The organism is Niallia sp. FSL W8-1348, from assembly GCF_038006745.1.
Taxonomy (GTDB): domain Bacteria; phylum Bacillota; class Bacilli; order Bacillales; family Cytobacillaceae; genus Niallia; species Niallia alba.
Genome location: NZ_JBBOVV010000004.1, coordinates 224,844 through 247,878 on the forward strand (window position 1 = coordinate 224,844; position 23,035 = coordinate 247,878).

23 protein-coding genes are annotated in these 23,035 nt (G+C 32.1%); all 23 read right to left on the bottom strand.

Features of this window, described 5'->3' with window-relative positions:
• Complete coding sequence (locus tag NST60_RS26130; RefSeq protein ID WP_016204183.1) at positions 1-411, bottom strand: hypothetical protein; 411 nt, start codon at positions 409-411, stop codon at positions 1-3.
• The gene (lepB, locus tag NST60_RS26135) at positions 408-941 is read right to left on the bottom strand and encodes a signal peptidase I (RefSeq protein ID WP_016204182.1); all 534 of its coding nucleotides are present in this window, start codon (positions 939-941) and stop codon (positions 408-410) included. The genes NST60_RS26130 and lepB overlap by 4 nt, the downstream gene beginning before the upstream one ends.
• 19 nt (positions 942-960) lie before the next feature.
• Positions 961-1,203: a hypothetical protein gene (locus NST60_RS26140; protein WP_156827841.1), complete on the bottom strand. Its 243-nt coding sequence runs from the start codon at positions 1,201-1,203 to the stop codon at positions 961-963.
• Between the two features lie 264 nt (positions 1,204-1,467).
• Entirely contained in the window at positions 1,468-2,313 is an 846-nt protein-coding gene (locus NST60_RS26145) for a hypothetical protein (RefSeq protein ID WP_016204180.1), read from the bottom strand.
• A gap of 14 nt (positions 2,314-2,327) precedes the next feature.
• Positions 2,328-2,735 carry a hypothetical protein gene (locus NST60_RS26150; protein WP_016204179.1) on the bottom strand — a complete coding sequence of 136 codons (408 nt, stop codon included), beginning with the start codon at positions 2,733-2,735 and terminating at the stop codon, positions 2,328-2,330.
• A 15-nt stretch (positions 2,736-2,750) separates the two neighbouring features.
• The gene (locus NST60_RS26155) at positions 2,751-3,062 is read right to left on the bottom strand and encodes a DUF2325 domain-containing protein (RefSeq protein WP_040343929.1); all 312 of its coding nucleotides are present in this window, start codon (positions 3,060-3,062) and stop codon (positions 2,751-2,753) included.
• A 98-nt stretch (positions 3,063-3,160) separates the two neighbouring features.
• Positions 3,161-3,607 carry a response regulator transcription factor gene (locus NST60_RS26160; RefSeq protein WP_016204177.1) on the bottom strand — a complete coding sequence of 149 codons (447 nt, stop codon included), beginning with the start codon at positions 3,605-3,607 and terminating at the stop codon, positions 3,161-3,163.
• A gap of 165 nt (positions 3,608-3,772) precedes the next feature.
• Positions 3,773-4,321 (bottom strand): hypothetical protein, encoded by a 549-nt coding sequence (locus NST60_RS26165; protein WP_016204176.1) that lies wholly within the window; start codon positions 4,319-4,321, stop codon positions 3,773-3,775.
• A gap of 20 nt (positions 4,322-4,341) precedes the next feature.
• Entirely contained in the window at positions 4,342-4,899 is a 558-nt protein-coding gene (locus NST60_RS26170; protein WP_016204175.1) for a hypothetical protein, read from the bottom strand.
• Entirely contained in the window at positions 4,892-5,572 is a 681-nt protein-coding gene (locus NST60_RS26175) for a hypothetical protein (RefSeq protein WP_016204174.1), read from the bottom strand. The genes NST60_RS26170 and NST60_RS26175 overlap by 8 nt, the downstream gene beginning before the upstream one ends.
• Positions 5,560-6,210, bottom strand: a complete 651-nt coding sequence (locus NST60_RS26180) for a hypothetical protein (RefSeq protein ID WP_016204173.1) — start codon at positions 6,208-6,210, stop codon at positions 5,560-5,562. The genes NST60_RS26175 and NST60_RS26180 overlap by 13 nt, the downstream gene beginning before the upstream one ends.
• Positions 6,211-6,495: 285 nt before the next feature.
• Entirely contained in the window at positions 6,496-7,224 is a 729-nt protein-coding gene (locus tag NST60_RS26185; RefSeq protein ID WP_016204172.1) for a hypothetical protein, read from the bottom strand.
• Between the two features lie 10 nt (positions 7,225-7,234).
• A complete protein-coding gene (locus NST60_RS26190; RefSeq protein ID WP_016204171.1) occupies positions 7,235-7,834 on the bottom strand; it encodes a hypothetical protein in 600 nt (199 codons plus the stop codon).
• A gap of 229 nt (positions 7,835-8,063) precedes the next feature.
• On the bottom strand, positions 8,064-9,878 hold the full coding sequence (gene ltrA, locus NST60_RS26195; RefSeq protein WP_144545618.1) for a group II intron reverse transcriptase/maturase: 1,815 nt from the start codon (positions 9,876-9,878) through the stop codon (positions 8,064-8,066).
• 573 nt (positions 9,879-10,451) lie between these two features.
• Positions 10,452-13,055, bottom strand: a complete 2,604-nt coding sequence (locus NST60_RS26200; RefSeq protein ID WP_016205231.1) for a helicase conserved C- domain protein — start codon at positions 13,053-13,055, stop codon at positions 10,452-10,454.
• Positions 13,056-13,391: 336 nt separating this feature from the next.
• Positions 13,392-13,715, bottom strand: coding sequence for a hypothetical protein (locus tag NST60_RS26205; protein WP_016205233.1), 324 nt, complete (start codon positions 13,713-13,715; stop codon positions 13,392-13,394).
• Positions 13,716-14,319: 604 nt separating this feature from the next.
• Positions 14,320-14,520: a DUF4145 domain-containing protein gene (locus NST60_RS26915; RefSeq protein WP_084668798.1), complete on the bottom strand. Its 201-nt coding sequence runs from the start codon at positions 14,518-14,520 to the stop codon at positions 14,320-14,322.
• A gap of 432 nt (positions 14,521-14,952) precedes the next feature.
• Positions 14,953-16,044, bottom strand: coding sequence for a DnaA N-terminal domain-containing protein (locus NST60_RS26210; protein WP_341100943.1), 1,092 nt, complete (start codon positions 16,042-16,044; stop codon positions 14,953-14,955).
• A gap of 355 nt (positions 16,045-16,399) precedes the next feature.
• Positions 16,400-16,669, bottom strand: coding sequence for a hypothetical protein (locus NST60_RS26215; protein WP_016205235.1), 270 nt, complete (start codon positions 16,667-16,669; stop codon positions 16,400-16,402).
• Positions 16,670-17,174: 505 nt separating this feature from the next.
• Complete coding sequence (locus NST60_RS26220; RefSeq protein WP_016205236.1) at positions 17,175-18,893, bottom strand: LPD1 domain-containing protein; 1,719 nt, start codon at positions 18,891-18,893, stop codon at positions 17,175-17,177.
• Positions 18,894-18,958: 65 nt separating this feature from the next.
• Positions 18,959-19,963 (bottom strand): DNA cytosine methyltransferase, encoded by a 1,005-nt coding sequence (locus tag NST60_RS26225; protein WP_016205237.1) that lies wholly within the window; start codon positions 19,961-19,963, stop codon positions 18,959-18,961.
• 11 nt (positions 19,964-19,974) lie between these two features.
• Entirely contained in the window at positions 19,975-21,057 is a 1,083-nt protein-coding gene (locus tag NST60_RS26230) for a DUF6094 domain-containing protein (RefSeq protein ID WP_330218690.1), read from the bottom strand.
• Between the two features lie 80 nt (positions 21,058-21,137).
• Entirely contained in the window at positions 21,138-22,937 is a 1,800-nt protein-coding gene (ltrA, locus tag NST60_RS26235; protein WP_016205239.1) for a group II intron reverse transcriptase/maturase, read from the bottom strand.
• Between the last annotated feature and the right edge of the window lie 98 nt (positions 22,938-23,035).

The following is a 23,035-nucleotide window of genomic DNA, read 5'->3' on the forward strand; positions in this document are numbered from 1 at the left end:
TTAATCAAAAGATGAAGAACTATCACTTGAAGAGTCATTACTATAATCACTAGATGAATAATCATAAGAATTATTGTCTGTATAATCAGAACTACTTGATGACTCGTTTGAATTTTCAATCATTTCCCTTAGGACATTTCCATTTTCAAAATAAAAATTATTATTGAAAAACTCATTAGAGTTTTTGATAGTTTCATAACTGCTTTTATTAGAGTAACCTTTCAATTGCCCATTTTTCTTTTCACTTCGTTCTCTTATTTCAGTACCATTACTTCCGTTTATGAATTGTTGGATTTTTCTATGTTCCAAACTGTCTCTTCGTTGTTCTTTTTTCAACTCCGTTATATTTCTTTGCAAGTAGTCAATAACAAACATTAACGATATAACACATATTAGAAGAAAAATAATCATTTATAACTATCCTTTCCGATTGAAATAGACACTTTGTTTAAAGGCCAATAACGCATTCCAATGCAGCCTTCTACACTTTCAATAGGAATTGTTCCTATTTCTCTACTATCCGTACTAAATTGTCTATTATCCCCTAATACAAATAAATGATCAGCTGGTACTTTCCCCACTAAAGCATAATCTTCCGTATAAATATCTTTGTTTTTAGGTATAAACACCTCATCAATAGCTTCATTATTTATAAACAATTGATTGTTCTTGTATTGGACCGTTTCACCTGGCAACCCAATTACTCGCTTTACTATTTTCTCTCCTGATGGAAGACGGGCAATTATGATTGAAAATCTATCCGGTGTATTAAATTTATTTATTAGAACTAAATCACCATTCTGTAGTGTAGGCTTCATAGATTCTCCATCTACCTTTAAAGGAACAAAAATAAATGATCTTACGATGAACAATACTATAAAAAAAATAAGAATTTTCCTTACATATGTTTTCATTTTTGTTCTCTCTACTTGACTCATCATCTTATATCTATACTCCTATCTATTTTCGAAAACAGCCTATATCAAATAACCTTCCACTTTTTGTTACACCTGTTTCTAAAGTTAATATCCAATCATAGACATCATCTAGATTAAATCCATTTATCTTCAATTCGTTTGGGAATTCTATTTCTTCCTCAAAAATTTTATATAGCTTTTCTTTGGCCATTTCAATTGGTCCAAATCCATATATATATTGATGTTTTACCTTCTTCCCCTCTCTATAAGATTTACGAATATACAAATACACCTTTCCTTTAGAGGTTTTCTTAGTTAAGTAACCCACCCTTTTCATGTACAACCTCGCCTTTTTGTTTCTCCTACAAGTTGAAATTTTCTATATGTAGGGGAAACCCGTTTCAAAAAAATTTTCCATAATATATATAAATAGCTTTATCCAACCTATCAAACAAATCCATAACGGAATGGAGAAACATCCCCCTAAAAATATCCCTTTTATTAGGCTGCCTTCTAAGGATTCTATTTCTTCTTGTCTGATCAAATTAATTCATCCTTTTTTAATGATTTCTATATATTCGTCCGATTTAATTATTAGATTGGTAAAACTCTTATCATTAAATGTATTTTTATGTAGGTGTCCCCAAGAAAGAATGTACTTTCCGATTAATTCTTCATCCGTATAAGTGAAATATTTAAAGTATTTTTCAAAGATAACGATTGAAAAAGGGATATTATTAATTTTTTTAAAGTTCAAGTAAATAACTTTTTCTCTTCTATTTATTGCTTCTATCTCTCCATGAACTAAATAAGGAAGGTTAAGTACAGCCATATCAGACCATAACTTCTCATGAGCTACCTCTTGGGACAAAATCAAATTAGAAATAGGGATTTTGTGGCCTTTCACTTGAATTAAAATACTACTAAGAATATCTGGTTCATAAGTGGAAAACAATTTAACAATAGATTTCAGTGAGCTTATGCTGTTAGGAGGAGCGGTTTCGTTTTTTATTTTAATAGTTTCCTTATTCTTTTTTTCTTCATCTTTGTCTTCTCTTTGGATTTTTCTAGGTTCATAATCAGGGTCTAATTTATTAAAACTTAATTTAATCACTGTTTCACTTAACCCTTGATCTATAAAATCACTTTGATAGTCATTAATTTTCGAAAGGCTCTCTTCAAACGATAGAGGTCTGTAAAATCCACAGGAAGAAGTGTGCTTAGATTCATTTTTACCTGTAGTTTTAAAATATGGTGTTGTTCTTTCGTTACCTTTTACATGAACCAATGGTGCCTTGCAGCTTTTATCGATACAATAAATTTGTTGACTGTGTAGTTCATCATTATATTCATTAATAGAGATAATTCTTCCATCACGAATCATAGCTGATATCATTTAATGTCTTCCTTTCATAACATAAATTTAGCTTTAACATATGTGCTCCAATTAACTTGGCGGCACTTCCATTTATACTTCTTCTCTTGCTTTCTCAAATAAGATATAGTTGCTTTTCTAATATTTTTTGCAAACTCTAATGCCTCTTCCATCTCAGCAAAGGAGAATGTCGTCCCGTTCAAAATATAGTCCTCTAAACAGTCCTGATCCTTTGTTAGCAAACTATCAGAGAAAATGATTTTTGCTCCTTTATTTCTACGAAACAAATGAAAATGCTGCTTTTTAATTTCTAAATGTATGGTTACCTTTTGATAAGCTAGTTCTAATAAATACTTTTCAAATTTTTCATTTGAAAAAGAAATTTTATAAAATACGCTAATCTTACCTTTTACACCTTTAATGTCCGTAGTAATGAAGAACATAATCTTAGCTCCTTTTTATGCAGACAATCCTTCAAAATAAGCAAGTGATGATTGAATTGCTCCTGTTACTCCGCGTCCTTGATGATAAACAATAGTTTTGTTTTGCTCTTTGCAAATCTCCTTAACCATAATCATAGATTTACGATTTATTGCCCCTTTTAACACAACTACACAATCCGCCTTATTGATTAGAGTTTGGTATTCTTTTTTATTTCCTGACTTTTTCGATTCTCCAGGATGATGTAGCACTTTAAGCTCAAATCTGCCGCCCATTTTTTTGAACGTTTTATCTTGATTTCCACCAACAACCAACAATGTATTTGCCATTATGACCACTCCAATTATTTTATTTAAAATAATCATAACATAAACTACCACAAATACAACTGTTATTTTAAAATAAAACAAAACTTTCATTACATCATTTACAACCGAACCTCTTCTTTTGTTTTTAAGACATTAACAAACCGGTTATATTTTGATAAGATATATGCACCTATATCAGGGTGAACATAGATTGTTCCATGTAACAATACGTTCTCTATCGCTTCAGTCATTTCTTTAGTAGGCATTCGTTTGGATAAAAAACCGTTAAACATATTTAATTCAAAAGGAAACCCATTATCATTTTCCTTAATCAAAATGAACTTAGTACCATACTCGTACAAAGTCCTTATCTTATCCATAGCTTTTACTTCTTTTAAAGCCTCTTGTGTGAGAATTATAAGTTTTGGCTCACCACGTAAAGTATCTTGTAGACTATCTTTTGTCGAGACTATATAATCTTTACCGAATTTCACCTCCAATAGATCTTTAAAGCCTTTGCGAAAAGTAATATTCTCATTTTCAACAATAAAAATACATTCCTTCATAGCTGGTCCTCCCTAAGAAATCAAAAAAAACCCTATCTTAAGTAAGACACCATAAAAGTGTCTAACTCAGATAGGGTTTTTCCCTTTAGATATTCAATTAATTGATATTATTATATCCTTTGAATCGCTAGATATCAACGTTTACTTCAAACTTTGATGGCTTTGTTAGTTTAGAATATGTCCATTGAGTAAGGTTACATATCGCCCTATACCATTTTCATCAATATACCAAGCTATTCGTGATGCTAAACCTATTGATGCATTATGATTATGAAGTGGTACTGCCGACTTATAGACTTTTTCTCCAGGATTAGGACTAACTAATACAATTGGCTTCTTATAATCATTAACTATCCAACAACCGTATTCTTGACAAGGAGAAACATACCAATTGGCATCCGTTCTTCCAGCTGGAAAATCCGGTTCATAAGGATAGCACGATTTTTCTAAGGTTTCAATTTGTCCTTGTATCTCAGGGTAAGAGATTTCCTCTTCTTCTAATCCATCCAATTCTTTTTGATTTATTTTTATATCCAGTTCCAAACTACTCGTGGGTAAATATCTACTACATTTTGAAACAACTAACGGATTATCTACATCTATCTTATTCTTAATTGAACAGGATTCTGTTAAAACATCATAAAGATCACAAGAATTCCGACATGTATAAGATATTTCTTTCGCATTTTTTGTATTATCTACTACTAAAGACAACAAGATATCACCTTCTTTATTTATGCTGCACCAAATGCATAAGGGATTATAAAGCTAATAATCAATAGAAATCCCGCAGATGCCCATAGTCTCTTACTCCATCTACCAAATTCAGGGTGTTTCAAAAGTTTATAGAATAGAAACATAACTAATCCCACTAATGTCATTCCCACTACTGTATAAAAACCAGATAACTGTAATAAGTTTATCACATCAGTTGCAAACAGTGTAACATTTGTTGTGTTTATTGTAAATAATACTATTAAAAAAATACGAATTATAAAGAAAGAAATTGGAGCCCAAATTAGTACTCCGGTAGCCCCTTTCATAACTTGCCCAGTTTTTGTAACAATTGAATACCCTAGCCTAACAACTCCAACTAGGAACATTATCGTAAAAAGGGAAGAGAATAAACTAGAAACTATTGGTGCAGAATCATTTATGGAATTTCCCCAATTTGTAATCATATCATCCATAGATGGAGCATCACTAAAGGGATTTGCCATTGCTTTTGTAGGAATCAATAAAATTGTGAATATTATTAATGACATGATCGTTTTGATTTGGCTTCTAATCATTAAAGATCCCTCTTCGTTGATGAACTTTAAAAGTGAATTTCGACTCAAAAGTAGTGGATTGCATTCTTCCATCAACAGCATAAACCTTATGTGAATAACTGAAATTATTGGCATTCTGATCCATGATATTTTCTACTGTAGCTAACCACTGAGAAATAATTTGTTTATTCACAGGTTTTGTTTTTGCCTCTTTTAAAAGAGGCGTAATTTTATTACCAGGAATTTTTAAACTTACATGGATGAGATTTGTCATGTATTTAAAACCACTTACATCAAAAAATTGGATGAAATTCCGATATTTTTCTAACACCTTAAATTGCTCATATAATGTACTCATTATTTTTGCCTTTTCTAGACTTCCAGATAGTGGGATACTGATTGTTAAATCAATATTATGATGGTTCATTTCTCCTGTTGGTAAGACTTCTAAATGTCCTTGAAATGGACAATTTAAATCATCGCATAATGGTGAAAGCCAGCTATAATTAGCAAATATAAGATTTTCTTTTACATTTTCATAATAGTCATCTTCTTGCTTTATATTCTCTGTACCAATTGGCCCTATTAAAACAAACTTATCTCTCGTTTTAAATTCTAATCTCGATAAGTTTAATTGTTTTTCCTTAATTGTTACCATAATCTCATTTATACTTTTTTCTCCTATACGAACCATTTCCATTTCTCCTTTTCATTTATAAATTGTATTGGTTTTATCATTCCATTTTGGACTTTAATTTTTGTATAGAACGGTGTTTCTGGAAGATTGTCTATAAAATTATCAAAACTTGCTATCCATTGTCCTAAAACATCCGTTTTATTTTCATTTATTAAATAGGATTTTTCCTTAGGGTTAAGGTAAATTCGAATTTGATTTAACTGTTTTCTTTCTCCTTGAACCTCTATCGAATTAATTATGGGATAAAGAGGGATGAGCTTTTTAAATTTGCTATATAATTGGGATAAAGTTGATAATTTATCAACTGCTTCTACAGGGATAATAATCTCTATATATTGCTCTTCCCGTATAAATTCACCTCTATCATTAATTTCTAAATTTACTGTAAAATCATGAACTTTAAGAGTGCTTAAAGGCAATAAGCATCTCTCGTACATATTAATTACTTCTTGAGATAGCACCTCTAAGTAATTTTTCTTGAGTGACGTATTAAATGTATCTCCATATAAACAACCAATATAGAATTTATTATCTTTTATCCTATAATCTAAATTTAGTTTTTGAATATAACGATTGTCATCCTCAATCACAGACAATATAGATTCTAAACCAGCTGTGTTGATTTCAGATCTCATTCCACTGCCCCCTTTAGATGGCTTTTTATAATTTCTTTCATTTTTTTTATCATTGATGTACATTAGTATAGTATTAATATATATAGTAAAACTGTCGAAGCTTGTCGATTACAGGGATATTTTTACTAATTTTCATGAAAAATTCACCAAAAACTAGTTAAATAGACCTTGACCGGTGGATTTGTACCCGAGAGGATTCCCCCTTCACTAAATGAACAAATCCTAATTTGTTCATTTAGTGAAGGAGGTGAACTAAATTCACTTCCTCCGAATAGCAAATAACCCTTAAATTGCAGCTGCCTCATATTCGATTTTTTCATCCGGGATAATATAATCTGATGAAACAGCATGTTCTAAAATTTCTATCTTTAAAACTCTTATATTTTTTCCTTCTCTTTCAATTTCTAAAGACAAGGAATCCTTTCTATTTATTCGATGCACACTTTCGCCAATATTTATCCACGCTCTTTTACCATCTGAAACATGAATATATTCCTCTTCCATACCTAGAACAGATACCAGCCAACGCTGCTTCCCTTGTAAATTATCAGCTATTTTTGTAGTGGGTATATCATCCACTTGATCCTCTATTTCTGAATTCACTTGTTTATTTCTACATTCTCGAGAAGTTGTGATATTTAAATCTGTAAGGTTAAGTTCCTCTTCGAGAGGTCCACTTTGCTCGTCACATAGTTCCTCAAAATTAATTTCTTTAGTCAAATTCGATAAGTATTCTATTGTTCTATCATCTAATTCTGAAACAGTCGGAGTAATATGATAAATATTAGTTGGGCGCATAACTTCTTCCCAATCATCTTCCTGTATATTTAGATTTTGACTTTCTTCTAAATAAATAACTTCATCTTTCGATTTAGATTCTGTCTCTGTTGGAATTAATCCATTCTCTAAATAATACTGTTTCATCTTTAAATCCATACAGACTGCATGGAAAAAATATTCTATTAGAAAATACATATATACAAACCAATCTAAATTTATCGTAATAGTATGCATTTTTATCCTCCTAAAATAATTCGAATGCCAGCTGACCACTGACTACTCTACGTTTATTTTTCTTTTCTGGTTTTTCCTCCACTAAATCAAACAAGGAAATTTGTGAACTATCATTATTTGTTTTAGACTCCCTCTCACTTCGAGTTAAATAGTCTACTATTTCACCATCAAGAGCTGAATCACTTCCAAAAGCAGCATATAAATCTACTTCCAATAACATTCCGTTAAAATGAAAACCAGGAATTTTACCTTTCTCTATATTGCTAGCGATAGTTTTAGATTTTCTTATAAGAACATTTCTTGAACTGTCAGTTTTAATGTACTTATTAGCCCATTCTTCGAAATATTCTTTGTTTGATTTTAATGGGAAATTCTTTGGTTTTCCAATATTAGAAAGAATTTCTCTAGCTCTATCAGACGCTTCTGCAACCCATTCTTCCGTACTTCCTTGAAGCACATTTCCTTTCTTTATCGACTGTATTAACATGGATTGTAAATCCCCTGTATCCCCTAACATAGCATTCAATCCATCACTAGAAACATCACCGTTAATAGCACCAGCAGCTTTATTCTTCATGGCTATCAATGTTGCCATTTGTTCTTGGTACATATTTTTATACGCTAAATAATACAGTCTACACTCCTCAGTTTGTTTTATTCTCCACGCTCTTCGTGCAGCTTGATTAATTGTAAATAAAGACCAACTAAATTGATAAAATATCAATGTTGGAGTACATAATAGTCGGGTAGGTCGGAGATGTTACCACCTCTTTCCCCCCTAAGAACCGTACTTGTACCTTTCAGCACATACGGCTCAAGCCATCTATCATCCTCTCAACTTAATAACGGAACTTCTTGAATGCTCTTTTCATAAGATTAATAGCCTTTTTACTATTCACGTCTTTGATACCATTGCTTTCTAGGTAGTTTACGACTTTTGGTAATTTCTTACCTTCGCCATAATTCTCTAACAATACATGGTGTGTTTTATGACATGATTTGTGTAGTAGTTCGAGGTTATCATAACTATCAACTCCGCCAATTACTACAGGCACTATATGATTGCTTTCAATTGGTTCTATTCCTTGTAAGGATTCACCACAAATTCTGCATTTGTATCTGCTCTTTTTCGCAAGTTTCCTTTTAGCATTAGTATTTTCCCTATTGAATATTTTCTCGTCACGTTTATCAAAGTAAGCTTTAAGCGATGCGTCAAATGGACTATTATATTGTTTGATCTTTACGTGTCTTTCAATCTTAGTCCAACTCATGCGAATAAGCTGTTTCGTATTATCTTTTGGACACGTTAGGAGCCACTTGTCTTTGCTTACGCCTGTATTGTCTGGTTTAAAGTACATTTTCATCAGTTTTCTAAATGAAGTTCTATGATGTCTGTGTTTAAGGTAAATTACGACTTTTTCATTAACATAAGTATCAATGTCTCTGAAAATTACTTTGGCTACTGTTGGTGACCAATAGTTTGCAATCCCTTGTAATACACGATTCAGTTTTTCAATTAGATATGCTGTTTCTCTGCCTTTTCCCCAGTCGAATACTTCCTTGATTTTCTGTTTAGCATTTTTGACACTTTCAAGTGATGGTTTAATGAATAATTTATTTCCATCCTTAGTTGGGTATTGTTTGAAGTTAAATCCGAGGAAATCGAATCCTTCACTAATATGAACAACTCTTGTTTTCTCCTTTGCTAACTTCAATCCACGTTTGTCTAGATATGGTTGTAATTTTTCGTACATCCCAACGGCTTGTTCTTTCGTAGGGCAGACGATAACGAAATCATCTGCATATCTAACAACGCCAACTGACGAGGTATACAATGTATCTCCCTGTCTTTTAGAGTGGATATATCTTACTCCAATTTCTTCTTCCATCCCATGTAATGCTATGTTCGCTAACAGTGGTGAGATGATTCCGCCTTGTGGTGTTCCCTTGTCTGTTTTATGGAATGTAGCATTGTCAACGTATCCACTTTCCAACCATTCTCTAACGATTTTGTTATTTGGGAAGTTTTTAATTCTTTCCATAATAAGGTCGTGGTTTAAGTTGTCAAAGCAGCCTTCAAAATCACCTTCGAAAATCCACCCCTTAGCGCTTCCTCTGCTTAATTTCACGAATAAATCGCTCATAGCGTCATGTGCGCCACGTTTAGGTCTGAATCCATACGATGTCATTTCAAATTTTGCTTCCCACTGTGGTTCTAGAGCAGTTTTAAATACGTTTTGGTACACTCTATCAACAATTACAGGAATGCCTAACGGACGTTTCTTTCCATTCTTTTTAGGGATATATGTTCTTCTAGCCGGTTTAACCTTAATATTTCTTATACTGTACATTTTAAGTTTGTTGTATAATTCAACTCGCTCTTGCGGAGTGTTAGAAATATATCCGTCTATACCAGCTGTCTTTTTGCCTCTATTTTCTTGCGTTACGCGCTTAATACTTAACAGTAAATTCGCTTTACTTCTAAGTAGAAGTCTTTGTAATTTCCTTACTTTTCTCGTTTGTTTAAGTTGTTCGGCACGATAGATTCGTTGTTGAAGTTTCCTTACATAGCGATTAACTTTCATCCAATTAATTGAGTGCCAGTTATCCACCAGTGGGGAAACAGCCGACGCAACGTACTCGTTGGTTTTCATAACATATCTCCCTCTCTTTAAGGATTATTCTTTTCGCTTTCTATTCGTGTTGATGACCACGTGGAAGTCTGCAATCTTTCGATTTGGGTATTGCCCTATTCGACGGCTTATACAAATGAGTTTTCACCTTAACTTTCGTTATGTCGACATTCGCTTTCTCCACGTTCCTTTACCCTCTACATATTGTGGTTTCCTTACGGTCACCCTACCTTAGATGAGAGGAATGTATAGGGCTTACCAAGTTTCACTAATAATAGATACGTTAGGTTAGGCATCCTTCTTTACTCCGGTGGATCTATGGGTCATTTCGCAGTTCCTCGACCGTAGAACTTTTCCTATCCACATCTACAAGCTTGTTCAATCACAGTACGCTTGTTGTCGGTAACGAAGACTACAAAGGTTCAGCTTACGCTTATACCTTCCTAACTTTCCCTAGCTCTTTTGGAATTCTGTGTAAATTCCTCCATTAAGCATTTAACCCTCATGCAACCCAACAATTCGATTACTCGAAAAGCAGTTTCGGGCGGGAACGTCCTCAATGACTAAGACGGTTTCTTATGGAAACACTATTATTTAGCAACTTCTTGTCGCACGGTCTAATCCTACTTTCACTAATTCTTGAGATACAATACAAACATCATAATTTTCTTTTTTTATCTTTTTTTCTAACCATTCACTTCGTCTATTTGTACTTGTTGAAGAAGTATCCAGGATACAGACCTTAGCACCAATCATTTCTAAAATATGCTTTAATCGTGGTCTAACATCCCTACCTTCAACGCTTGACCCGGTATCTCGAACATAAACAATAGATTTTCTTCCTTCAGATATCTCGCCCTTAATTATTTCCTGTAACTTCTTCTCTTTGCTAAGAATTCTTTCTTGTTCAAATGGTTCTGGCTTCCAAATAAGTTCACCATTCATATAAAATGCCGGATAAGTAAATGGATTATCTGGGTATGAAATTCCAGTCTGAGTTAACGGCATATATAATTTAAACCCATCTTCTAACTCCTCAATGGATCTTTCAAAAGTGTTGACCATTCTCAGATAATTTTGTTGAAGATCTTCATCTGGTTTCACTAGTATAGTTGGCACATTCACGAATTCAACTGGATCTGGCCAAACATCAACTAATCTAACAAGTACTGTATTTTGTACAAGAAATTTTGAAAAAACAAACGGTGAAATACCTGGTAGTATTTTCTCGTTTCTTTTTGTCCCACCTCTTGATTGCTTGTTTGTATATTCAGCATTGGAATCTTGATTATAAGTGGTGGTTTCAATTACCCCATATTCTTCGTTCCATTTTCTAACTTCAGAATATTTATAACCATTTTCCACCATCAAAGAAGGAAACAGCCTCCATAAGGTATAATAAATATCTTCCGCTTTTCCACCAAATAATGTTCCCGTTCCTCCAACCACTTTCTTAGCTGCCGCTGCAATACTTCCAAGTGCATTTCCTTGAGCACTTGTCGATGCTTTCAGTTCATGAATCTCATCCACAATTGCAATATCAAAAAAATTTTTCATTTTTCTTCGAATGTATTCAATACTAGCAACTCTTCGTGGTTGACCCTGCTTTTTTGGTACCTCTTTTTGGTTACTTTGAATATGCTCTAATAAGTTCTTATTTCCCTCTTTAATGGCATGAATCAATTTCTTTTCATATACATACCATTCTTTTATTGATGAATAACGAGTTGCTACCTTCTTGGTCCATAAGCTTTCTCCACATTCTGAACAAAAGGCATTTGCGGGCTTTTGTGTATTTTGGAGCCTTCTTCCAGTTCCGAATTCGTCTTTATCCATGGTTCTTGTAGAACGCACTTCTATTTCTTTAGAAGGTTCATCCGTATCAGGAATCATTTTTATATCTTCAATTACCTGGTGAGCCTTTCCACAAGAAGGACAATAATAACCATATCGATAAGGTAATCTATCTTCACTTTGCTGTTTACTAGTTTTTTTCTGACTAAATTGAACAGCCGGAACGATAGATGAATCTCCTCTCATGGTCGTAAAAGATATAACGAAAAAAACTGGTTTTTTTGGTTTCTTTCTTCCACTCATTAACCAATCACGATGATAAGTAATTAATTGACTCGTTCTTTCAATTACTCTCACTTCAGCATGAGGAATTATTTCTTTAATCTCTTCTGGCCACTTTTTAGTTAAAGAAGGTGGGCACATTAAAACACTATGATATCCTTCTTTATTTTTCATATCCGATAGTACATCAGCCACAGCAGTCATAATGGTACTTTTACCTGTCGACATTTCGCCTTGGATGATTACAGCCTTACTCTTAGCAAGTTTTTTCGCTACAGCAGTACTTACATGAGCTTGAACTGGAAACAATTCACGTTTATAAGTACTAATTTTAGGGCTAATATGATCCACTAAAGGATTATGAATTGGTGATACCTCTCTGCTAACTTTTTTAATCATTCCCTCAACATTTTGTTGCATATACTCTGTCAAATCTGATACCATTTCTACTTCAGTTCCAGTACCCTCTTTGCGGAATCTTAACTTTTTCTCTTTAATCATTTTAGAGATTAAATTATCAACCTCTTCTTCTGTAGCTTGTAACTTAAATAAAGAAAATCCTTTTGGAAATAATTTAGAATCAAAGTAAATATCTACAGATTGTAAAATTCCTATATTCAAAAATTCATGAAAAATAATATCTTTCCATTCGGGTAGGATATGTAGTCCAAATTTACCTCCGCCTAAAACTGTACGTAAGTCTTCTGCTGGATCCCCAGTAAAAGATAAAATATAATCATCATTTCCCATTAATTCATCATGAACAACAACAATTGCTTTTCTATTATTAATAATAGTCATTGGAAATTTTTCGTATTTCCCTTTTTCTGTATAGAGTTCCAATTCTTTTGTATAAGTATAATCTGTTAAGCCTTTTTCTCCGTTTCCGAAAGACAAACCACTTGATCCTATATCAATAGCAGCCTTCATAGCTTGTACAGTAGAATCATTACCAGCAATAATAGTTAAAAGCAATTTTGCTCTTTGCCAATTTTGCTTTGGTTTTTCATAGGCTAATCCATAGCAAAAAGCAGTCTGCCATGCATCATCAAGATATACTTCAATCATTTTTGGTGTTTCTATTAACTCTTCTGTTATACTTATCGTTTTAGTTTCCTTCATGCTTTCTACCTAATCAGAATAGAAAGCATCGATGCCTCTATCTAATTAGGTAGGGCACCTCCCTCTTATTATTTCATTTTTTTATCAATATACATATTAGATATATAAGACATTGCTGTATCAAAAGATGGACAAAGCTCATTAGATATAGACACTACTTCGGATCTTTTTGAATTATGAATCAAAAACCAATATTGGTTGTATTGATAACCGCAATATTCTATATATCTATCTTTGTATTTGAAATACGAGAACTGAACAGTTTCTATGTTCATATTTTCACCTTTGTGTGTGGTTATAATCTCATTTCCCATTACATTGTGCTTCCTGATTGGTTTAATCTTTAACAAGCGGTACAAGGGATACGCTACCTTCTAATCCTGCTACAATATCTAGTAGATTCTGTCGATTTTCGATATTGATATCTTTTATTTCTTTAACCTTGTTAACTGCTACGTCATATTCTCCAATCATTAATTCTATTTCCATCCACCACCAAATTTTATGGTAAGTTTCATTCCCATGATGAATCTGCTTTATAATGCAATATCCATCCTGTTCTACTTTCTTTTCGATTTGTTTTACTAGTTCCTTGGTGGTCCTAGAATTCTTGGTCCCCTCTTTTAATTTTCTCTTTTTAGATTGCTTTTTCGTCGTCATACCTCTCTCAATCCTTTCTGTTATGAATTCATCTGTACAAATGCTTCGTTAAAATAACACAAAAAAGCCTTTGTGATTTAATGTAGATAAATAGCTTATAAGCTATTTATTTTCATCAACCACAAAGGCTGTTAACGTTATATTAAGACTGCTAATCCCTTAAGGGATTGCAAATAAAAAATAAAAGTACGAAACATTTGTATAGTGGTATTATATCCCTACTTTTCTTTTAAGACAAGTAGATAACAAAATTGGTTTTCCCTTATATAATATATATTTTAAAAGAATTGTTTTTATTAACTTAGTATTTATTTGCTTGCAAAAATTACAACCACCCCTTGTAAATTTCTCAACCTATAAATACCTTGAAAATTTCACAATAGGGGTTGAAAATTTTACAAAGCGAAAATTGTTAGATAATTACGCCTTGTAATTTTTACAACCCATATTATATTTCCGCTTTGTAAATTTTACATGGGGTGTTGTGAAATTTACAAAACGCTTTGAAAAAACTACAACCCCCATTACAATTTTGATAATGCGGAAATTTTAGTGGATTACTTTAACATTATTTATAGTTTTGAATTAAGAAATATTTACATCGCTACGGCTTGGTGATAATGGTAATATTCGGTAGCTCATATATGTTATAGAGTACAAACTCAACAACATGAAGAGCTTGTTTTAATATTCTTACTTCATGTGTTTTTATTTCATGCGCAGTATGATTCCCCATGTCTCTAATCTGGGGCAGAACCTGTTTTTGAGCCTCATCAATAATATTTTTTTCCTTAAGAGTATTTATTTTTTCAAAAAGGTTTTAATTCCTATCTTTGGTTCTCCACTTTTCATTACTTGAGTTTGAGTAATCCCTTTTTCCTTGCATATTGCCTCTACAAGCATACGAATCCCCATTCCACATACATTTTAGATAGAAATGTAGTCACAATCTATTTTTGTAACTGTAGACGTATTTTTTATATGCTTTTTCTCATACCGCAATTACTGCATATTCTAATAATTACATACTGAAGCTGCTTTTATTTATTGCTGTCCATAAATCAAACTATACGACAGTTGAGATGTTTAAGAGAAGTGCTGCTATTTTGCATGTTAAAAGAGAGTAAATAATATATAGAAAAGGACCAGAAATCAATCCTGGTCCTTTTCATTTATTAGATTGGGAAGAACTAGCTTCCCCCCTCAATTATTACAGTTGTGTCTTTAACAATATTAATTAAACTTGCTTATAAAATTCATAATGGGAGAAATTTATGTCAGTGATCCAACTACCTGTTTTATTCACCCATTCTACTATATTATCTTTATATCTTTCTTCTAGCCAATCCATAGCAAATTCGTTCGGTGCATAAATAGTTAAAATATTATTTTGAACTTTTATTAGGATATCTTTAAACCAAGTATCGAAAGAGGGTTTAGAAATATTTGCTTGTGCAGATTCTAGAACAACAGCTAAAAGCAGTTTTTCATCTTGTGTCATATTCTTTTTTAAATGTACCTCTGTTTCAGAATAGGTAATAGATGGGTCAACTTCTTCACTTTGAACTTTTTTATGAATATTTTTAAGTATATCTTTATATTGTAAGTATTTATTGTAAATCTCCTCATAATCTAATTGTTCTGGAAGGATATCCGCTTTGTTTTTTAAATGCTTCTTGGTAAAAACTTCGTGCTCTTTGCGTAATCTAGGAGGTAATCCTTCACGCTCTTTTTTTAGCATTTTCTTTACATGAGCAGGTGCATTTTCAGGGATAATTATATTATTATCTCCCTCTATTAGCTTTTTAGATAATAAAGGAGTTTGTTTCCTGACTTTAAAAATAGGACTCTCTTCCATATTATTCCGAGACTCATTTATTACATTAAACTTATAGACAAAGCCGTAATGCTCTAGTATATCTAAATAGGTATGTAATGTTTTTCTTGATTTATCCATTTTCTCTGAAATCAATTCAAAATTGGGATACACATAGTCTTTTTCCCCATAAGCATGTCTTTTTAAATATGCATATAATCGTGTGGCGTCTCCCAGATAAAATCCCCAAAAGTCAAAAAAATAGTTATTAAAAATAGTAAGCTCACCATCAATTGCTGGAATAGACTCTCCATGCTCGTCTAAACTAAAATTTCTAACTTGATTTTCCTCAAAGATCAATTTATTTTGCTCTGGGTAAAAATAGGTTTTATATTCTTGAGTATCCTCTATATTTATCAATTTACTTCTTTGCGTAAACATACCTGTATCTTTTAATCGAAAATACTTTAGTTTATCCTTTTTTCCTTTTAAATTATAATACTCTTCTTCCACTATTGTTCCTCCTAAGTAAACCCAAGTAAACAAATTAAAGAAGGAGTTTTACTTGCTAAAACATATATTTATGTTAAAATATTTTCAAGAATATAAGTTTAGAAAACTCCCGCTTTCACTCAATTAAACTACTATCAGTTTAGCGCCTGATAGTTTAATTGTATCTAGGTGGGTTTTTTTATTTTATCATACAAGCTTTTGTTTATGGATTAAACAAAAAGGGAAAAACCCTATGACAAAATACCAAATCGAAATTTGGCCTTTTCATAGGGTTTTTCCCTTTGTATTTAATATTGAATTTATTAAAACATACTTTTTGGAATTATTCAATAGGATTAATTTCCAAAGATATTAATTATTTCAATATGATGGAATTTATTTCTCTTATTAACTCTTTTTCTTCATTAATTTTTAATAAGTAATCGGCTTGTTCCTTAGAAATTAGCAATTTTACTTCTTGGACTTTTTTACATCTATTTTTAGGTTTTTCTTGAATTATAGAAAGTAAAACACTAGATCTTATATTTTCATTACAATTTGTAAAATTTTCCTTTAACAAAGAATATAAAATCACATAATTATCTTCAGATGTAAAACCTATCCGTTTTAATAAGTAATTTTCCATCTTAATATCCCTCATTCTTATATCATCTTCTATTTATTTTAACTTATATATACAAACATTTTATAAATTTCTATAGATATCTCTCAATAAAGTATATAATTCACCAAAAAAAAGCTAACTAAACCAACGTTTACTTAGCTGTTATTACACTTTAGATATTAAGTAATAAAGTTCCGGTATACAGTGAATTTCTTTATAAATTTCCTATTCTTTTGTAACGTTAATGACATATTACCTATATTATAACCATTTTGAGGAAGAAAACAACTTTATTTTTAAAGTCCTTTGGACACTCCATTTATTTATTCACTCTTCAATTAAATTGGCTATTAGTTATCATTTTACCATCATCATAATAAAACTATAGTATAAAGTATATATAAAGAATAAACAAAATGTTAGGGTCTAAAGTTAGAGTTATAAAGAAGTTAATAGTAATTTTTATATAAAAAAGAAACCCAAGGTATCTTGAGCTAGATATCTTGGGTTTCTTATATTTTTTGATTTATAATATGTCATTGATCTTTAATGTATCAAATAATATATCAAAAGCTTTATTTATTTTTTCTCGCTCTTTTCCTTGAGGAAAAGCAATCTCATCTGATGTCCCATACACTAGATAGTCATTACGTCTATTAGTTGCTGATAGTTTATCTGCAATGTAAGCTTCAAACGCCCTTGCAGCCATTTCAATAATATTACTCCAATATTTAGATTCATTTCCATTGTCTAACTCGATTGCATTTAGGTAATATTGTGATTTATCAGTTGGATAAGGTATTCTTTCAACTCTTTCTCCAGTAATTTTTTCATGATACCAAGCCATAGCCAATGCATATTTTTTAACTTCTCTTTTTGCCCTTCTTTTGAGTTTTTCTTTTTCTTTCTTTAGTGACATTTCTGATGCTCCATAATACTGAGAAAAATCAAGTCTTCTATTTATGCTTTCTCGCTGAATAGTACATTCTTTTTTTATAGCTAATGCTATATCTCCGTTAAAACGTTCATAATCTCTTTTTAAAGCAACTCCTCTATAAGTTACATCATCTTTGTTTGTGTTTATGAAATATGCTGTTCCATTTCCTTCTCTTAAACTCTCAGATAAATATTCTAATGCACTTTTTATTTGAGAAGGTATTTGTTCACCTAGTGTATTACATTCTGTTCCATATCCTCTACTACTTGTATTTTTATTACTTTTAATGTAAATGTAGTGATCAATGCTATGAAATAGCTCATGGGCGAGAATTCCTAAACAACCTTTATTTTTTGTCATATTAATAACTCTTGATAGAGCCTCATAAGTACCTAATGCATTTCCGCCTCTTCCTCTTGCTCCAAAAGCTAGTCCAAGTGTTCCATCTAAAGATAAAGAAGTAACATCAATTTCAAGTACATCTGCTAAATCCAAAATTGCTTCTGAAGCTCGAACTAAATGCTCCATGCCTTTTTCATCATCCATATAATGGCCAAATTGCACTCCTCGAAATCCAAACAATTCCACCAAATCTTCTGGTTTTTTTACCGGGCTTGGTTTCCCACCTCTTCTATCAGGTCTTTCTGGTAATACTCTTTCCCATTTACTATTTTTCTTTTTTGTACCTTTTACACCATTTTCCTTTTTCCCAAAGATATCGTCCCATGTATTTATTTTTGATGCTGTATTAATAGATGATTTATATCCTGCCCTCAGAAAAAATTTCAAGAAGCTTTTCCCTAAAATAAAGAAATTTGTATCTGATTCTTTATTTCTTTCTAATATAAGCGTTTTGGAAAAACCAACAATAAAGTCTGAAACATCGTCCCACTTTTTCACTTTATTAATAAGTTCTAAGAAACTTTGGATTGCTAACATAAAGTCTCTTCTTCCCTCTTTTGTTTGAACAGCGGGAACCTTATCTATTCTATTAATAATTAATTGCTTCAATTTAGCAACTCCTGGTTCTACACCATTTTCCTTTTCAAGCTTCAGAGAAAAAGATTTTGTTAATTCTCTTTTGGTTATTAATTCCTCTGAAAGAAGCGGATTAAGCTTTTCTATGTTTTCTAATTCTTCCTCAGAATGATTTTCCTGAAATCTTCTTTTTATTTTATCTAATTCTTTTCTAGAACCAGTAATAAAGTCTCCAACGTCATATGCAACATTCTTATCAATTTGCTTTTCTGTTCTTATTTCTTTAACTTTCTTAATATTAAGATCAAAAATACTTAATTGTGAGTTCATGTTTATATCCTCCTAAAAAACGGATTAGAATATTAGATCTAATCCGTTTTTTCCATTTTATATTTTTAAATAATCAACTCTAATTGCCCTTTTGTATTTGTTAGTAAATCTTCTGCAAAATCCTCTTTTAGAATAACTTTAAAAATTGCTTCTAAAATTGGGACGACTATACTATTTCCTGCTAGTTCGTAAAGAGTAGCATTTCTACAACCCTTTCTAGAAGGGAATTGTTCCAAGATTAATTCAAAATCTTTATCATCAAAACCCATTAATCTCCATACTTCTCTTTCAGTTAGATATCTATATCCCACTTTATCTTTTAATCTAATAATTCCAGCGTTAGGACATCGATCTTGTCTTTCTGTTATAGTCCAACAATAATCTTCTATTACGGATAATCTACGTTTGTACTTATCCGTTTCCTTTACTGGGTTAAATTCTTCTATTCTACTCAACATACTTGGAACATTAACCAAATACTGAGAGCCAGTTACTTTATTCTCTAAAAATTCACTAATATGACGCATTGGGGTTCTTTCTAATTTATTGAAGTCAAATGCCTCTTTTCCAAAAATGGATATACAAAACACTCTTTCTCTTTGCTGTGGAATACCAAAGTCAACAGCATTTAAAACATCGAAAGAATTTGTGTATCCTAGTTTACGCATTTGTTGAATATAAGAGTTAAACGGGCCAATTAGGTCTCTATCTAAAACTCCTTTTACATTTTCCCAAATTACAACTTTTGGTTTCCACTTCCCCATATTTTCTATAATTTTAAGCGTTTCAAACATTAATGAACTGCGAGTCTTAGTCTTTATATTTCCACCTTTTCTATATCCTGACCTTGAAAAATCTTGGCAGGGAGATCCGTGGATAAGGACATCCGGCTTCAAATTCCATCCAACAACGGATTGTGGTTTATGAGCATGGTCATATAGAGCATTATAAGCACGTACTCTATTTTCTTTTATCTCTACATAATCTATAGCTTTATGATCAACCCCCAGATTTAATAGAGCTTTTCTTGGGGCCCCAATACCTCCGAATAATTCTAAAATTTTTATCATATCAATCACCGTCACACTAATTTTTTTATCATTCCATTTGGAGTTATTATCTTTACAGATACATCCCTCTTTGTTCTGGTTTTAGTTATTACAGTCTTGCTGCCATTGTCGTGATGTTTTACCTCTTCATCCACAATTTTAGAAACGGATTCAAGACCTTGTACTAAATGATAATTTTCGCCTTCACCTAGCTCACCATTAATCGCTCCGCTTGCCAATAATAAAGACAATTGCCCTTGATTAAGTGGCAGTATAGGTTCTCCACCTATACTTAATTGGCGTGGCTTGGTTCTATTCAGAAAAGCTTCGAATCCTTTACTCTCTCTAATACTTTCAACAAAATCGTCTTTATTTGCCAATTTTGTATAAAATGTAGATAGGTTTTTATAACCGCTTGGTACATTCCATTTAAATTCTCTAGTTACAATCTGATCAATCGTATTTACATTCTTTAATATAAATTCCTCGGAATCCATTCTTAATAAAAAATCATATAATTTTTCATTAATTCCTTTATATTTTCCTGCCTTTTTTCTTCCAATAAAAATACACTGTTTATAGTCTTCATAATCCTCTTTTGAAAATCGCATAATGCCAACTTCACTAAAGTTAGTTGCTAAAAACCTAGAAATTTTTTGATCTGCAAAACGATATGAAGGAATAATATATATCAATATTCCACTCTCTTTTAGATATCTATAATTCCTTTCTAATTCAACCCATTCTTTTCTTTTGGCTGAAGAATCATCCATCCCCTTTAATGCAAAATCATATGGTGGATTAAGAAATAAGAATGACACAGCTTCATTTTGTATTACCATAGATTCTATAGGGGCATTTATACAATGATTCAAAAGCTTTGAAGCGCGTTCTGCACGTCTTCTATCAAGTTCGACTCCATAAGTATTAATAATAGTCTCTTCATTATTAAAGGCAGCTGCAAGTTGATTTAGAATCTCTCCCTCTCCGCAAGTGGGATCAAACCAAACACCACTACCTTCTACATTTAGTAATTTAATGATATATTCACCTTGTGTTTCAGGTGTTGCAAAAAAACCTGCTTTTAGTTCCGATAGGTAAGTCTTTGATGTAATCTCCGACTTTTCCCCCGGTTAGCACCGTACGTGAGACTTTCACCTCATACGGCGCCCCATCTAACTGGTTATACAGTTTACTAGTCTTTAATAGGTTGTAGTTTGCAAGCTTTACGAAGCTTGTTTAATTTCTTTAGTTGATATTCGTTTATATTCAACAACCTCATATATTTTTCTATAGTTTCCTCTTTCGTAGCATGAACCAAGATATGAGCAAATTTATGAAGTACAGCCAAATTTTCGTATTCGTCAGTTCCACCTAAATATATAGGTGTAATATGGTGGCAATGATAGTTGTGAATGTCTCTAGTTAGGTCCACATCTGTAACAAAACATTTGCCTTTACTGGCACTGAACTTTGAGACACGATTATCATTGTATTGAATGCTTCTTTTCTCAATGTAAGTTTTCGCTAGTTGTTGCACAGCTTTTTGAATGTTATACATGAGATTGACTTTACTATTTAGCTCTCTACCTTTCGGACTGTAGTCATTAATATCTTGTTGAAATTGTTTCACCACGATAGATTTCACCGCTGAAACAGGAATTAAAGGTACTTCTTTGATGGAAAAGGTAGTGTAATTGTATCTTTCATATCCTTTCACTTCACATTTGCCTGATTCACTAATTTTTGAAAGATTATTCCATATAGTTCGGTAAGTTTTGTAGGCAATTTCTTTCATATCAACGCTAACGTGCGATGCAGCAGAAAAGTAGTTATGAATTCCTCTAATATAAGAGTTGTATTCATATGCTTCTTTTCGGGTGTTAGAACGATATAGTGTTCTAGCTCTTTCGCGTAAGGATTGTATAATATCTTGTTTCTTTTTATCGCTGATGAAACTATGTGCTACGATTCTTTTTCCTTTCCTAACCCCTTTAATTTTGAATCCAAGAAATTCGGATTTTCTTTTGCGGAGATTAGTTATCTTCGATTTTTCTTTCGAGATATTTAAACCTAGTCTCTTTTCAAGGAAATTTTGTACTGCAAAATACCATCTTTTCGCTTCATTATATGAAGTTGTGATGATTTTAAAGTCGTCTGCGTACCTAACAATAAAGCCTTGCTTCATGTTTGTTTTGGTCTGCAAAAAGCGGTATTTACGAGTATCTTTACTTCCTAGTTTGCTAATGTCGAAGGTTTCAAATTGGTCACTTACCCAATGGTCGAGTTCGTTTAGAACGACATTTGAGAGTAAAGGGGAAAGTATTCCACCTTGTGGAACACCTTTGTTTGGTATCCCTTCACCTTCAATATTGGCTTTTAACATCTTTTTAATAATTGCCAGGAGCTTTTTGTCCTTAATACCTAAAGAAAATAGTTGTTTAATCAATTTGTTGTGATTGACGTTATCGAAGAATCCTTCAATGTCAATATCAACAACATAATGATTTTTCCCTACGTTTATAAGGTTTAGCATCCTTGCAAGAGCGTGATGTGTTGAGCGGTTTGGTCTAAAACCGTAGGAATGTTCAAAGAATTTCGCTTCACATATTGGTTCAAGTATCTGTTTTATGGATTGTTGGATAAGTCTATCTTCCATTGTAGGTATGCCAAGCGGTCTTTCCTTTCCATTAGCTTTAGGAATGAAAACTCGACGTACACTATTAGGGTGGAAGTTGGCTAACCTTTCTCGGATATTATTGATAAAGGTAGCTTCATCCATTATTTTATAATCTTTGATACTTAATCCGTCTGTTCCAACAGTTTTACTGCCCGTATTGGATTTGATATTTCTATATGCTAAAAGTAGATTGTCTCTACTAATAATTAGTTCATAGAGATTAGAAAATGAAAAATTTTCTTTTGATTTGGCGTATAGATTATCAAAAATTGGTTGCATTAAATAATATTCGGAATATCTTACACTATCATTCATTGGTAAGTTCGCTACTCTCCTTTAAAAGGATTTTGCCTACTTGTCCTAACCGATTGCTTACCCTAGTAATTTTCTGTTTAATTCCGTTAGACTAGTGG